At 67.2% G+C, this 13,711-nt stretch carries 11 protein-coding genes; 9 read left to right on the top strand and 2 right to left on the bottom strand.

What is annotated here, in order from left to right:
- Nucleotides 1-34 precede the first annotated feature (34 nt).
- Nucleotides 35-1,912 (bottom strand): DUF5054 domain-containing protein, encoded by a 1,878-nt coding sequence (locus BGO82_RS04115; protein ID WP_291304280.1) that lies wholly within the window; start codon nt 1,910-1,912, stop codon nt 35-37.
- A 1-nt stretch (nt 1,913) separates the two neighbouring features.
- The gene (locus tag BGO82_RS04110; RefSeq protein ID WP_291304279.1) at nt 1,914-2,909 is read right to left on the bottom strand and encodes a LacI family DNA-binding transcriptional regulator; all 996 of its coding nucleotides are present in this window, start codon (nt 2,907-2,909) and stop codon (nt 1,914-1,916) included.
- A gap of 356 nt (nt 2,910-3,265) precedes the next feature.
- On the opposite strand from BGO82_RS04110, the gene BGO82_RS04105 reads away from it, so the two are divergent.
- From BGO82_RS04105 to BGO82_RS04065, 9 genes are all read left to right on the top strand, one after another.
- On the top strand, nt 3,266-4,621 hold the full coding sequence (locus BGO82_RS04105; RefSeq protein ID WP_291304278.1) for an extracellular solute-binding protein: 1,356 nt from the start codon (nt 3,266-3,268) through the stop codon (nt 4,619-4,621).
- A 75-nt stretch (nt 4,622-4,696) separates the two neighbouring features.
- A complete protein-coding gene (locus BGO82_RS04100) occupies nt 4,697-5,620 on the top strand; it encodes a sugar ABC transporter permease (protein WP_291304277.1) in 924 nt (307 codons plus the stop codon).
- The gene (locus tag BGO82_RS04095; protein ID WP_291304276.1) at nt 5,617-6,447 is read left to right on the top strand and encodes a carbohydrate ABC transporter permease; all 831 of its coding nucleotides are present in this window, start codon (nt 5,617-5,619) and stop codon (nt 6,445-6,447) included. The genes BGO82_RS04100 and BGO82_RS04095 overlap by 4 nt, the downstream gene beginning before the upstream one ends.
- A gap of 6 nt (nt 6,448-6,453) precedes the next feature.
- Nucleotides 6,454-7,563: an ABC transporter ATP-binding protein gene (locus BGO82_RS04090; protein WP_291304275.1), complete on the top strand. Its 1,110-nt coding sequence runs from the start codon at nt 6,454-6,456 to the stop codon at nt 7,561-7,563.
- 181 nt (nt 7,564-7,744) lie between these two features.
- Entirely contained in the window at nt 7,745-9,154 is a 1,410-nt protein-coding gene (locus BGO82_RS04085) for a CehA/McbA family metallohydrolase (RefSeq protein ID WP_291304274.1), read from the top strand.
- A gap of 390 nt (nt 9,155-9,544) precedes the next feature.
- Nucleotides 9,545-10,876: a sn-glycerol-3-phosphate ABC transporter substrate-binding protein UgpB gene (gene ugpB, locus BGO82_RS04080; RefSeq protein WP_291304273.1), complete on the top strand. Its 1,332-nt coding sequence runs from the start codon at nt 9,545-9,547 to the stop codon at nt 10,874-10,876.
- A 53-nt stretch (nt 10,877-10,929) separates the two neighbouring features.
- Nucleotides 10,930-11,814, top strand: a complete 885-nt coding sequence (gene ugpA / locus BGO82_RS04075) for a sn-glycerol-3-phosphate ABC transporter permease UgpA (RefSeq protein WP_291304272.1) — start codon at nt 10,930-10,932, stop codon at nt 11,812-11,814.
- Nucleotides 11,814-12,662, top strand: a complete 849-nt coding sequence (gene ugpE / locus BGO82_RS04070; RefSeq protein ID WP_291304271.1) for a sn-glycerol-3-phosphate ABC transporter permease UgpE — start codon at nt 11,814-11,816, stop codon at nt 12,660-12,662. Before ugpA ends, ugpE begins: the two co-directional genes overlap by 1 nt.
- A gap of 5 nt (nt 12,663-12,667) precedes the next feature.
- Entirely contained in the window at nt 12,668-13,705 is a 1,038-nt protein-coding gene (locus BGO82_RS04065; protein WP_291304270.1) for a sn-glycerol-3-phosphate import ATP-binding protein UgpC, read from the top strand.
- The last annotated feature ends 6 nt before the right edge of the window (nt 13,706-13,711 follow it).

The following is a 13,711-nucleotide window of genomic DNA, read 5'->3' as shown; positions in this document are numbered from 1 at the left end:
GGGGCAGCGCGCACAATCGCCGCCATGGTTGAGTCTAGCGCAGCGTCAGCCGGAAGCGGGCGGTGAAGCGTTCGGCGCCCCACCACATGGGGAAATTGGTGCCCCATTTGTTGTTGTGGAGGTTGAAGCGCAGCCCGCCCGACCATGACGGCGGCTGCGGGTGGAACGCCATGAACGCCGCCTCCGCCGGCGCCGCCAGCGGCGTGTCGAGCGGCCGGAGCTCGAGACTGCCGCGCCGCACCGCCGCCACCGCCTGCAGCTGCCCGCCGCCGCGCGGCGCGCTCGTGGCGGGATCGAGCCACAGCCCGGTCTTCAGCACCTGCCACGCCCCCTCGCCTTCCGGCGTAAAGGTGAAAAAGCTCGCCTCCGGCATGCGATTGGCCGGCTTGTCGATGAGGGTGACGGCGATCTCGAGCGTCGTCTCGTCGATGCCGCGGCAGGCGAACTCGATCCGCGCCGGCGCTCCCAGCCTCGCATGGGCCTCGGCGTCGACGACCCGAACGCCGTTCTCCATCGTCGTCGCATAGGCGCGCGACATTGCCGTTGCGGCGTGGTCGAGCCCGGGCTTGCCGTGATCGAGGATGGCCCAGTCCGGTCGCGTGGTGAGGTAGCCGTCCATCCACATGTCGACGTCGCCGGCGTCGTAGCTCTCGTAGCGATAGCCGAACAGGCTCCCGCCAACGCCGGCGAGCCGCGTGCCCGATGGGCTGGTGACCGACGCGATGTCGCCGCTCGCCGGATCGATTTCGATGCGCCAGCCGCCGGGCGCGTCGATCGGCGCCGCCGCCAGCGCCGCCGTCGCCGCGTCGGCGCGGGCGCGGTCGGCCGGCTCCAGCGCCGCCGTTGCGGCATCGAGATAGGCGCGCTGCTCGGCCCACGACGCCTCGGTATAGGCGAAGCGGTAGTCGCGGCGGCGCAGCGCCTCGAAGGCCGGACGGTCCCACGCCGTCTCGTCGCGCAAATAGGATTTGATGTCGACGCCGCAGGTGTGCTCGGCCACCAGCGCGAGGCCGCGGCCGAAGGCCTGGCGGGCCGGCGTCAGGCGGTCGGCGGCCAGCTCGTCGTAGAGCCGCTGCAGCGCCAGGAAGCGGCGGGTCTTGCCGGGATCGGAGGCCGAGCCGTAGATCCAGCTGTCGCCGATCTCGGTCTCGACCACCGGCAGATGGGCGCGCCGGGCCCAGACGATCTCGCCATACTCGTCCAGCGTCGAGGCGTGCACCGCGGCGCCGGGCTGCGCGTGCCGCAGTTCGCGATGGATCTCGGCCACCTGCGGCACGCTTTGCGGCCCCATATTGTCGCTGGTGTGGGCAAAGCCGATGCCGTCGTCGAAGCCGGCGGGAAAATGCGTCGCGCCATAGGAAGGCTGGTACATCACCACCACCTCCGTCCCGTCCGGCGCGCGCCAGCGGAACAGCTCGGGCACGTCGGGCACCGGCGAGGCGGCGTTGACGCCCAGATGCAGGAAGCGCACCCCGGCCTCGGCCAGCAGCGGCACGATGCCGAGCGTGTGGCCCGGCACGTCGGTCATCTTGGCGGCGCTGGTGGCGACACCGAAACGCCGATCCAGTTGCTGCGCGTAGGACAGCCCGGCGCGAAACAGGTCCGGCGACATCAGCTCGGAATGGGTGGTGAAGGGCAGCGCGTGCCAGCGGATCAGGCCGCGCTCGATGGCGCGCTCGAGCCGCTTGACCTTGTCGGCGTCCTGCGTCGCCAGGTGGTCCCAGATCAGCCAGGCGCCGGTGGTCCACGCGAAGGCCGGATCGGCCGGGTTCTCGGCAAGGAAATGCTCGCCGGTGTCGATCGCCTGCGGAATGAAGCGCTGGTGGTATTGCGCCCGCACCCGCGCCGCGTGGTCGGTGAAGCCGATGTCGAGATGGGTCTTGAAGACGAGGTGTATACGGCGGGCGCTCATGTCATCCTACGGTGCCGCGCACGACCAGCCGCGTGACGATGGTTTCGGTCAGCGCCGGCTGGCCCGGGTTGCGCAGGCGCGCGAGGATCAGCCGCACGAAGGCCTGCACGCGCTCGATCAGGTCGATCTTGACGGTGGTGAGGTTGTAGCTCTTCCAGTGCGCCTGCAGGATGTCGTCGAAGCCCACCACCTGCACGTCCTCGGGCACGCGGCGGCCGAGCTCGTGGCGCAGCGCATCCATGACGCCGAAGGCGCCGACGTCGTTGGCGGCGAACACCGCATCGACGCCGCCCTGCACGCGGAACAGGCTGAGCGTCTCGCGATAGGCGGTATCGTAGGTATAGTCGCCGGCCATCAGCACCGGCGGCGGCAGGCCGCGCTCGGCGAGCACGCGCCGCACCAGCTTTTCGCGCTCCACCGTCGCCAGCGATTGCCGCACGCCCGACAGGAAGGCGATGCGGCGCGCGCCATAGCCCTGCATCAGCGCCACCGCCTGCTCGATGCCGGTGCGCTGCACCACCCTGAGGCGATCGGTGAGCGGTCCGCCGGGGGCATCGCCGGCGCCGTCGTCGTCGCCATAGACCACGTAGATCGGCACGGCGCGGTCGAGCACGCGGCTCAGGATCTGCGGGCGGACGTTCTCGGTGAAGGCGATCACCGAATCCGGGTTGTAGCCCTTCATGTAGGTGAGCAGCGTCTCGTCCATGCTGAGGTCGATGCGGGTCTTGAACAGCAGCGTGGCGAAGCCCTCGGCCTGCAGCGCCGTGGTCAGCGCGTCGATCTCCTGGCTCTCCCACGGGCTGCACACGTCGGGCACGATGACGCCGACCAGATGCGAGCGGCCGGTGACCATCGAGCGGGCGGCGCGGTCGGGGGTGTAGTTCAGCTCCTGCGCCACGCGCAGGATCATGTCGCGCTTGGCCGGCTTGATCGAGGCGTGCGGGTTGAAGGCACGCGACACGGCGACGCGCGAGACGTTGGCGGTGCGGGCCACCATGTCGGCTGTGGCCCGCCGGGAGCCGCGTGGACGCTCTTTGGTCAATCCGTTCGCCCGCTGTCACGCAATTGCAATCGTGTTCATGTTCAATCTGCGGCGCGCCGCGGGACACTGTCAAGCTTGTCAGCGCGACATCTTGCGTAAGCATCTGATCTGTCAGTGCAAACTGAGCACTGATCGGCTCGGAACATCTGTTCTACTGCGACTCTGAACAGGCAAAAATCGAAATGCCCGTTCTACGGCTTGACGGAAATTGAACGCGTGTTCATTCTGACGGCCGCAGTCGCATCAGGGGAGAGGTGGCCCCGGCGATCGCCAATCCGGCGCCGAAGCGGCGCCCTACGGGAGGACATCACATGAGCAATCGTCTGCGTGCATTGTATCTGGGCCTCGCGGCCGTGGTCGCGACGGCCATCCCGGCCTACGCCGTCGACCTGACGATCACCTGCCGGTGCGTCATCGGCGGGGTGAACAGCGCCGGCGCCGAATGGATCACCAAGAGCGTCATCCCGGCCTTCACCGACAAGATGAAGGCCGAAGGCAAGGACGTGAAGGTCACCCTCAACCAGTTCGCGGGCGAGGACGCCCAGCTCACCCAGCAGCAGGCGCTCGACTTCTCGACCGGCGCCGGCCCCGACGTCGCCGGCTTCGACGGCTTCTTGATCCCGAGCTTCGCCGAGGGCGGCCTGCTGAAGCCGCTCGACGAGGTGGCCGGCCCCGACGTCGACAAATGGGACGGCTGGAGCCACATCTCCGACGGCATCAAGGCGATCATGTCGTACAAGGGCAAGATCTACGGCGTGCCCGGCGGCACCGACGTGCGCATGATCTTCACCCGCAAGGATTTGCTGAAGAAGGCCGGGATCGACGGCGACAGCTTCCAGCCGAAATCGTGGGCCGAGCTGCTCGACGCGGCGCGCGCCCTCAAGAAGGCGGGCGTCGAGTTCCCGCTGCAGCTCGATGCCGGCGTCGCCATGGGCGAGGCCACCACCATGCAGGGCTACTACATGGCGATCCTGGGCACCGGCGAGTCGCTGCGCGACAAGGACGGCAAATGGATCGTGTCGAGCCCGGGCATCCTCGACACGCTCAAGCTCTACAAGACCATCTATGTCGACGAAAAGCTCGGCGACCAGCGCGCGCAGCTCCTCGCCGACGGCCGCAACCAGAGCTTTGCCAATTTCCGCGACGGCAAGACCGGCCTCTTGGTCGAGGGCGACTGGTTCTACCGTTCGGTGACCGCGCCCAAGAGCGAGTTCGCGGTCAAGGATCGCGACACCGTCATGGGCTGGGCCAAGATGCCCGCCGAAAAGCCCGGCGCCGGCGTCAACGGCCAGGACTTCGTCACCATCTCGGGCGGCACGGGCTATGTGCTCAACCCGCACACCAAGAACCCGGCAGAGGCCTGGGCGCTGCTCGCCTTCATGAACTCGAAGGACCAGCTCGACGCGCAGCAGACGTTCCAGCCGGGCATCAAGGCGCGTGACGACGTGCCGGTGCCGAACAATCCGTTCCTCACCACCACGTCCGCGACGCTCCTGCCGCTCACCACGGCCCGGCCGAACGATCCGAACTACAACAAGGTCTCGGAAGCCATCCAGCGCATGACCGAAGCGGTCGTGTCCGGCGAGATGTCGCCGGAAGATGCGATGGCCCAGTACAAGACCACCGTCACGGGGATCGTCGGCGAAGCCAACACGGTCTCGCTCTGAGTTCCTCCCGCGGGCCGCTCGGGTTCTCCCGGACCCAGGCGGCCCGCACCCTTCGTGCCCCAAGGTGACACGCCGGTGAAGCAGTTCTCGCTTCTCTCCCGCCGCGCGGCTGCGCTGTTCCTGACCCCGGCCGGTCTGCTGGTCGCGGTGTTCGTGCTGCTGCCGTTCTTCTGGGTGATCGTGGTGTCGTTCACCAACCGCACCCTGCTCGGCGTCACTGCCGTGCATCCCGATTTCGTCGGGCTGCAGAACTACATCCGGCTGTTCAACCCCTCGACCTTCTTCACCCGCGGCCAGTTCGGCTCGTCGCTGATCATCACCACGCAGTTCGTGCTGCTGTCGGCGCTGATCGGGCAGGCGCTGCTCGGGCTGCTGCTGGCCTGGCTGATGCAGGCCATCCCCCCTGCCCTCAAGCGCGCCGTCGAGGCGGCGGTGATCGGCGCCTGGATCCTGCCCGAGGTGGTGATCGGCTTCGCCTGGTTCGCCTTCCTCGACTACGACAACGGCACGCTCAACATGATCCTGACCGCGCTCGGCCTGCCGCGCGGCGACTTCCTGCTGCAGCAGCCGTTCTGGGTCATCGTCATCTTCAACACCTGGCGCGGCGCCGCCTTCTCGATGATGCTGTTCAACTCGGCCTTCTCGTCGATCCCGCCGAGCTATTTCCAGGCGGCCGACGTCGCCGGCGCCAGCTCGTTCCAGAAGTTCCGCGACATCGCGCTGCCGCTGATCCGCGGCCATGTGGTGACCGACCTCATCCTCATCACCATGTGGACGTTCAACGTGTTCACGCCGTTCCTGCTGACGCATGGCGGGCCGGCGTACCGGACGGAGCTGCTGTCGATCTACAACTACCGCGTCGCCTTCAAGGATTTCGAGTTCGGCCAGGGCTCGGCGGTGGGCGTCATCATCATGCTGATCAATCTGGTGCTGGCGCTGATCTATCTCAGCATCGGGCGGCGGCGCTCGAAGGCCGAGCGCGAGGCGGCGGCGTCATGAAGCTCACCACGCCGCAATTCCTGTCGCGTGTCGGCTTCTCGGCCTTCGCCGCGATTCTGGGGGCGCTGTTCGCGCTGCCGCTGATCTGGTTCATCTTCGCGCCGTTCAACGCCCGGGCCGAGATGGGGCTGGCGCTGCCCGATCCGTTCACCTTCTCCAATTTCGAGACGGTGTTCGGCAATTCGCTGGCCATCCACGCGCTGCTCAACAGCCTGATCGAAGGCGTCGGCGCGGTGATCGTGGTCGGCATCGCGGCAACGCTCGCCGCCTATGCGCTCAGCCGCTCGAGCATCCCCGGCAAGGGCGCGGTGACCTACATCCTGCTGCTGTTCTCGTCGGTGGTGTCGGGCTCGGCGGCGATGGTGCCGATCTTCCTCATCGTCTCGGCGCTGGGGCTGATCGACACGCAGGTGGCGGTGATCCTGGTGTTCGCCGGCGGGCTATTGCCCACCGCGATGTTCATCCTGCGCGATTTCATCGACGGCATCCCCAAGAGCTACGAGGAAAGCGCCATGGTCGCCGGCGCCTCGCCGGTGCAGGCGTTCTTCGACGTGGCGCTGCCGGTGATCCGGCCGGGCATCGTCGTCGTCGTGGTGTGGGCCTTCGTCAACGTCTGGGGCGGCTTCCTGATCCCGTTCATCCTGCTGCGTTCGTCCGAGCAGATGCCGGCCTCGGTCGCCATCTATTCGTTCTACTCCGAGGCCGGCACGCCGATCGTGACGCTGCTCGCCGCCTATTCGCTGATCTATTCGCTCCCCGTCATCGCGCTCTACCTCTTCGTGAGCTGGCGCTTCGGCTTCCGCTTCTTCGGCGGCATCAAGGCATAGGATTCCATGGCGTCCGTCGAGTTCCGCTCCGTCACCAAAAGCTTCGGCAGCTTCACCGCGGTCGATCACGTCGACCTGAGCATCGGCGATGGCGAATTCGTCTGCCTGCTCGGCCCCTCGGGCTGCGGCAAGACCACGTCGCTGCGCATGATCGCCGGGCTCGAGACGCCCAGCTCCGGCCAGATCCTGATCGGCGGCGACGACGTCACCGGCCTGCATCCCAAGGACCGCCAGATCTCGATGGTGTTCCAAGACTATGCGCTCTACCCGCACATGAACATCGCCGACAACATCGCCTATCCGCTGAAGGTGCGCGGCGAGAGCCAGGAAAAGCGCCACGCCCGGGCGCAAGAGGTCGCCGGCGTGCTGAAGATCGGCGACCTGCTCAGCCGGCTGCCGAGCCAGATCTCGGGCGGCCAGCAGCAGCGCACCTCGCTCGCCCGCGCGCTGGTCTATCCGAGCCGCGTCTACCTGTTCGACGAGCCGCTCTCGAACCTCGACGCCAAGCTGAGGCTCGAGGCGCGCGGCTTCCTCAACCATCTGCAGCGCGACATGGGGATGACCGCCATCTACGTGACGCACGATCAGGCCGAGGCCATGGCGCTCGCCACCCGCATCGCGGTGATGGACCGCGGCCGCATCGTGCAATACGCCCCGCCGATCGAGATCTACCGCCGGCCGGCGACGACGTTCGTCGCCAATTTCGTCGGCAACCCGCCGATGAACCTGGTGCCGGTGACGGCCCGCGCCGAGGGCGACAGCGTGCGGCTCAGCGCCGACGGCGTGACGCTGGCGCCGCTGCCGCTGTCGGCCGGCCTCAAGGCGGCGCTCGCCGCCGGCCCGACGCTCACCCTCGGCGTCCGCCCCGAGCATCTGAGCGTGACCGAGGAGGCCGACAACAGCATCGGCGGCAAGCTCTTCGCCAACGAGAACATGGGCCCCGAAAGCCTGGTGACGATGGAGCGGCCGGACGCCAGCCGCGTCACCGCCCGCATCTTCACCGACGACCATGTCGAGGTCGGGGAGACGGTCCGCTTCGGCTTCGCCCCCGAGCACGTCACGCTGTTCGACGGCGCCGGCACGCGCATCCCCCGCGACGGGGAGGCGGGGTTGTGATCGGCGCCGGCACGGTGCCTTTGGCCCCCAGCCCCAGCCCCTCCCCGCAAGGGGGAGGGGAGCCCGACTGCAATCGCTTTGCTGACATCGACATCTCTCTCGGACGCGTCGGCTCCATCGCCCCCCTCCCCCTTGCGGGGAGGGGTAGGGGGTGGGGGCCGCAGTCCACCGGGTCCCATCCATGACCACCAATCTCACCGTCCACCTGACGCCCGCCGACCAGGCGCGCGACCCGTATTACTACATCCCCTTCGACGTGCCCGAAGGCACCACGCGGATCGACGTCCGCATGGCCTATCCGCATGCCGACGATTGCGTCGTCGATCTCGGCTGCTTCGATTCCAGGATGACCGACTACCCGGCCCCGCCCGCAAGCTTCCGCGGCTGGTCGGGCGGCGCCCGCGACCGCTTCTTCATCGCCACCGACGACGCCACGCCCGGCTATGTGCACGGGCCGATCCCGGCCGGCCGCTGGCAGGTGATCCTCGGCCTCTACAAGATCCCGCCGCAGGGCGCCGACGTGCAGGTCAGCATCGGGCTCGACGCCGCCGCGCGCGCCCTCGCCCCGCCGCCGGCGCGCACCTTCCCCGTGCGCAAAGGCCCCGGCTGGTACAAGGGCGACCTGCACTGCCACACCTTTCACTCCGATGCGCGCGGCGCGCCGGAGGTGCTGCACGCCGCAGCGACCCAGGCGGGGCTCGATTTCCTCGCCGTCGCCGACCACAACACCACGACGCAGCGGCGCTATTTCCACCCGCAGTCGTCGCCGGACCTGGTGTTCGTGCGCGGCATGGAGGTGACCACCGCCGTCGGCCACGCCAACGTCTACGGCGTCGACGACTGGATCGATTTCCGCATGAGGCGGCCGTCCGACGCGCATGTGCTGGAACGGCTGGTGCACGAGCGCGGCGGGCTGCTGTCGGTCAACCACGACAAGCCGACCATCCCGTGGGACTACGAGCTGCCGCGCATCGACTGCATGGAGGTGTGGCAGTCGACCTGGCTGGCGTGGAACTGGGTGTCGCTCGGCCGCTACCAGCAGCGCCTCGCGGCGGGCCTGCGCATCAGCGCCATCGGCGGCAGCGATTTCCACCAGCCCGAGGCGTTGCAGCCGGAAGGGCCGCTGGTGCTGGCCCGGCCGACCACGGTGCTGTGGCTGGAGGCGCTGTCGGAGGACAATGTGCTCGCCGCCATGAAGGCCGGGCGCGGCTACGTCACCGAAAGCCCCAGCGGGCCGCATCTCGAGATCACCCTCAACGGCCAGCCGATGGGCAGCACCGTGCGCCGGCCGATCACGGCGGACGCCGTCGTGCGCGGCGCCAGGGGCGACACGCTGGCCTGGATCGACGCCGGCGGCGTGTTCGCCGAGCGCGAGATCGACGCCGACGACTGGCGCTGCGATTTCGGCCTCATCGACAGCCCGGCGCGGTTCGTGCGCGCCGAGATCGTCGCCCGGGCCAGCCGCGAGCGGCTGGTGCAGGAGTTTCGGGCGGAGTTCCCCGACGGCACGCTGCCCTGGGGGCTCACCGACCACGACCTCGCGACGCAGCCGATCCGCCGCGCCATCAGCAATCCGATCTATGTGACGTAACCGAGGGGAACGCCGGGAGGAGGGAGCAGAGGGATCGCCGGGAGGGCCGCGCCACGGTCCGTTACGGCCGACCGCTCTAAAACGCCGCTACACCCACACGGCGCCGGGCGCGGACCTGCCGCGGCCGGCGGATGCTTTGCGCTGTCCCCGCCCCTCCCCCGCGGGCGCCGCCCGAGAACATTTGTTCTCAATTTGCCGCTTCCGTTGGAATTTCCCACATGCCGCGGGCGGCAAAAGAAACCGCTTTTGCAACGCCTCGCGATCTGTCACAAAAGTGTCATTGGAGCGTCGCCGATCGGTCAGCAGCAGATGCTAGCTGGCCGCTCGGGCCAATGACACTTGGCCACGGGAGGCTAACTCCCGGACCGCAATCGGATGGAGGACCTGAGTATGCTTCGCACAACATTGGTGGCAGGCCTTGTAAGCCTGACCGCCGCCGCCCTGACATCGACCGCTTCCTACGCCGCGACTGAAATCACGTTCTGGCACGCCATGAGCGCCGAGCTCGGCACCAAGCTGGAATCGATCGTCGACGGCTTCAACAAGAGCCAGAGCGACTATCACGTGACGCCGGTGTTCAAGGGCACCTACCCCGAAGCCATGACCGGCGCCATCGCGGCGTTCCGGGCCGGCCAGCAGCCCGACATCGTGCAGGTCTACGAAGTCGGCACCGGCACCATGATGGCGGCCAAGGGCGCCGTCTATCCGGTGTACCAGCTGATGAAGGACACCGGCCAGGCCTTCGATCCGAAGGCGTATCTCCAGGCCGTCGTCGGCTATTATACCGACACCGAAGGCAACATGCTGTCGATGCCGTTCAACTCCTCGACGCCGATCCTCTATTACAACAAGGACGTGTTCAAGAAGGCCGGGCTCGACCCCGAAAAGGCGCCGGCGACCTGGGAAGAGCTGATCGACGATTCCAACAAGATCATGTCGTCGGGCGCCGCCAAATGCGGCTTCACCACCGGCTGGGTGTCGTGGGTGCAGACCGAAAACATGTCGGCCTGGCACAACGTGCCGATCGGCACCGAACAGAACGGCTTCGGCGGCCTCGATGCCGAGTTGAGCTACAACAACCCGTTCATGGTCAGGCACTGGACCAATCTGAAGAAATGGGCCGATGCCGGCATCTTCGAATATGGCGGTCCGGTAGGCGGCAATGACGCGCCGCCGAAGTTCTATTCGCAGGAATGCGCCATGTACATGAACTCGTCGGCGTCGCGCGCCGGCGTGCTGCTCAACGCCAAGGACTTCAAGGTCGGCTTCGGCATGCTGCCCTACTATTCCGACGTCAAGGGCGCGCCGCAGAACTCGATCATCGGCGGCGCCACGCTGTGGGTGCTGCAGGGTCACACGCCCGAGGAATACAAGGGTGTTGCCGCGTTCCTCGCCTACCTGTCCAAGCCGGACGTGCAGGCCGACTGGCACGAGTTCTCGGGCTATCTGCCGATCACCACGGCGGCCTACGATCTCGCCAAGAGCCAGGGCTATTACGACAAGAACCCCGGCTCCGACATCGCCATCAAGCAGATCAATCTGAACCCGCCGACCGAAAACTCGAAGGGCCTGCGCTTCGGCAATTACGTGCAGATCCGCGACGTGATCGACCAGGAGTTCGAGGCCATGCTGGGCGGCAGCAAGACGCCGCAGCAGGCGCTCGACGCCGTCGTGTCGCGCGGCAACGATCTGCTGCGGCAGTTCCAGTCGGCCAACGAATAAGCCGAACCAAACAAGGGGCGGGCCCGGCATCGACCGGGCCCGTACCGTGACCGATGCAGAGCAAGCGAACCGTCTTCCCCAACAAGGTGCTGCCCTACATGCTGCTGTTGCCGCAGATGGCGGTGACCGTGGTGTTCTTCCTGTGGCCGGCCGGCCAGACGCTGCTGTCGTCGTTCCAGCGGCAGGATCCGTTCGGGCTGAAGACGACCTTCGTCTGGTTCGACAATTACACGCGGCTGTTCAAGGACCCGCATTATGTGGGCTCGCTGGGCGCCACCGCGGTGTTCTCCATCGCCACCGCCGTCGTCTCCATCGGCATGGCGCTGATCCTCGCCCTCGCCGTCGACCGGATGGTCCGCTCGGCGCGCGTCTACACCACGCTGATCGTGTGGCCCTATGCCGTCGCCCCGGCCGTCGCCGGCGTGCTGTGGTGGTTCATGTTCAACCCCACCATCGGCATCTTCGCCTTCCTCATCCGCAAGGCCGGCTATGACTGGAACCACACGCTGCACAGCACCGACGCGATGATCCTCATCGTGCTGGCGGCGAGCTGGAAGCAGGTCAGCTACAATTTCCTGTTCTTCGTCGCGGGCCTGCAGGCCATTCCCGCCTCGCTCAAGGAGGCCGCGGCGATCGACGGCGCCGGTCCGCTCAAGCGCTTCTGGACCATCATCTTCCCGCTGCTGTCGCCCACCACCTTCTTCCTGCTGGTGATCAACGTCGTCTATGCCATGTTCGACACCTTCGGCATCATCGACGCCACCACGCAGGGCGGGCCGGCGCAGTCGACCAATATTCTGGTCTACAAGGTGTACGAGGACGGCTTCATCGGCCTCAACCTCGGCTCGTCGGCGGCGCAGTCGGCGCTGCTGATGATCATCGTCATCGCCCTGACGGTGGTGCAGTTCCGCTTCGTCGAACGGCAGGTGCAGTACTGATGGTCGAGAACCGCCCCATCCTGGATTTCATCTGCCATTTGATCCTGATCGTGGGCGTCGCGATCGTGGTGTTCCCGGTGTATTTGGCGGTGATCGCCTCGACGCACGGGGCGTTCGACTTCATGTCGGGGCTGATCCCGATGCTGCCGGGCGACCAGGCCATCGCCAATTATTCGACCATGCTGGGCACCGGCATCTCCACCTCGGGCACGCCGCCGTTCCTGCCGATGATGCTCAACTCGCTGCTGATGGCGCTCGGCGTCGCCGTCGGCAAGATCGCCATCTCGATCCTTTCGGCGTTCGCCATCGTCTATTTCCGCTTCCCGTTCCGCGCCCTCGCCTTCTGGCTGATCTTCATCACCCTGATGCTGCCGGTCGAGGTGCGCATCATGCCGACCTTCAAGGTCGTCTCCGATCTGGGGCTGCTCAATTCCTATGGCGGCCTCATCATGCCGCTGATCGCCTCGGCGACGGCGACGTTCCTGTTCCGGCAGTTCTTCCTCACCGTGCCCGACGAACTGCTCGAGGCGGCGCGCGTCGACAGCGCCGGGCCGATGAAGTTCTTCTGGGACATCCTGGTGCCGCTCAGCCGCACCAACATGGCGGCGCTGTTCGTGATCCTGTTCGTGCTCGGCTGGAACCAGTATCTGTGGCCGCTGCTGGTGACCACCGATCCGCGCTACTACACCGTGGTCATGGGCATCAAGCGCATGGCGGCGGTGGCCGATTCCTATCCGCAATGGAACCTGGTGATGGCCGGGGTGGTGCTGGCGCTGGTGCCGCCGGTGCTGGTCGTCATCTTCATGCAGCGCCTGTTCATCAAGGGCCTGGTCGAAACGGAGAAGTAAGCCGCATGGCGTCGATCGAACTCAAGGGCGTCGGAAAGACCTATGCCGGGGCGGTGCGCGCCGTGGAAGGCGTCGACCTCGCCATCGGCGACGGCGAGCTGGTGGTGCTGGTCGGCCCCTCCGGCTGCGGCAAGTCCACGCTGCTGCGCATGATCGCCGGGCTCGAGACCATCACCGACGGCACGATCTCGATCGGCGGCAAGGTGGTCAACAAGGAAGAGCCGGCCGAGCGCGACATTGCGATGGTGTTCCAGAACTATGCGCTCTACCCGCATATGAGCGTGCGGCAGAATCTCGAATACGGGCTCAAGAACCGCGGCACGCCCCGGCCGGAGATCGACAGCCGCGTGGCCGAGGCCGCCCGCATCCTCGAGATCGCGCCGTTCCTCGACCGCCGGCCGCGGCAATTGTCGGGCGGGCAGCGGCAGCGCGTCGCCATGGGCCGCGCCATCGTGCGGCAGCCCAAGGCGTTCCTGTTCGACGAGCCGCTGAGCAATCTCGACGCCAAGCTGCGCGGGCAGATGCGGGTCGAGATCCGCACCCTGCAGCGCCGGCTCAAGACCACCAGCGTCTACGTCACCCACGACCAGCTCGAAGCGATGACGCTGGCCGACCGGCTGGTGGTGATGAACGCCGGGCACATCGAGCAGGTGGGCACGCCGACCGAGCTCTACGACCGGCCGCAGACGCTGTTCGTCGCCGGCTTCATCGGCTCGCCGCCGATGAATTTCATCGATGTCGCGGATCTTTCCAGCGATAACCTGACACATGTGCAGGCTGGCGCCCCCGGCGCCAAGACCATCGGCATCCGGCCGGACGGCCTCACCACCACCGCCAATCCCCAGGCAATCCGGCTCGAAACGACGGTCGCGCTGATCGAGCCGGTGGGGGCGGAGAGCCACATCCATGTGCGCTGGCAAAACCGTATGGTGGTGGCGCAGATGCACGGCCGCCCGGGCTTCGCCGAGGGCGAGGCGGTCACCCTCTACGCCGACCCCGGCAGCATCCACCGCTTCGCCGCCGACGGCCGCCGCATCGGCTGAAAGCGC

It is taken from the genome of Devosia sp. 67-54, assembly GCF_001899075.1.
GTDB lineage: Bacteria > Pseudomonadota > Alphaproteobacteria > Rhizobiales > Devosiaceae > Devosia_A.
This window is presented reverse-complemented; position numbering and strand designations above follow the sequence as displayed.

Excerpts from the sequence above, each read along its gene's own strand:
- BGO82_RS04115 (WP_291304280.1), bottom strand. The coding sequence starts at position 1,912 with ATGAGCGCCCGCCGTATACACCTCGTCTTCAAGACCCATCTCGACATC.
- BGO82_RS04110 (WP_291304279.1), bottom strand. The coding sequence starts at position 2,909 with ATGGTGGCCCGCACCGCCAACGTCTCGCGCGTCGCCGTGTCGCGTGCC.
- BGO82_RS04105 (WP_291304278.1), top strand. The coding sequence starts at position 3,266 with ATGAGCAATCGTCTGCGTGCATTGTATCTGGGCCTCGCGGCCGTGGTC.
- BGO82_RS04095 (WP_291304276.1), top strand. The coding sequence starts at position 5,617 with ATGAAGCTCACCACGCCGCAATTCCTGTCGCGTGTCGGCTTCTCGGCC.
- BGO82_RS04090 (WP_291304275.1), top strand. The coding sequence starts at position 6,454 with ATGGCGTCCGTCGAGTTCCGCTCCGTCACCAAAAGCTTCGGCAGCTTC.
- BGO82_RS04085 (WP_291304274.1), top strand. The coding sequence starts at position 7,745 with ATGACCACCAATCTCACCGTCCACCTGACGCCCGCCGACCAGGCGCGC.
- ugpB (WP_291304273.1), top strand. The coding sequence starts at position 9,545 with ATGCTTCGCACAACATTGGTGGCAGGCCTTGTAAGCCTGACCGCCGCC.
- ugpA (WP_291304272.1), top strand. The coding sequence starts at position 10,930 with ATGCAGAGCAAGCGAACCGTCTTCCCCAACAAGGTGCTGCCCTACATG.
- ugpE (WP_291304271.1), top strand. The coding sequence starts at position 11,814 with ATGGTCGAGAACCGCCCCATCCTGGATTTCATCTGCCATTTGATCCTG.
- BGO82_RS04065 (WP_291304270.1), top strand. The coding sequence starts at position 12,668 with ATGGCGTCGATCGAACTCAAGGGCGTCGGAAAGACCTATGCCGGGGCG.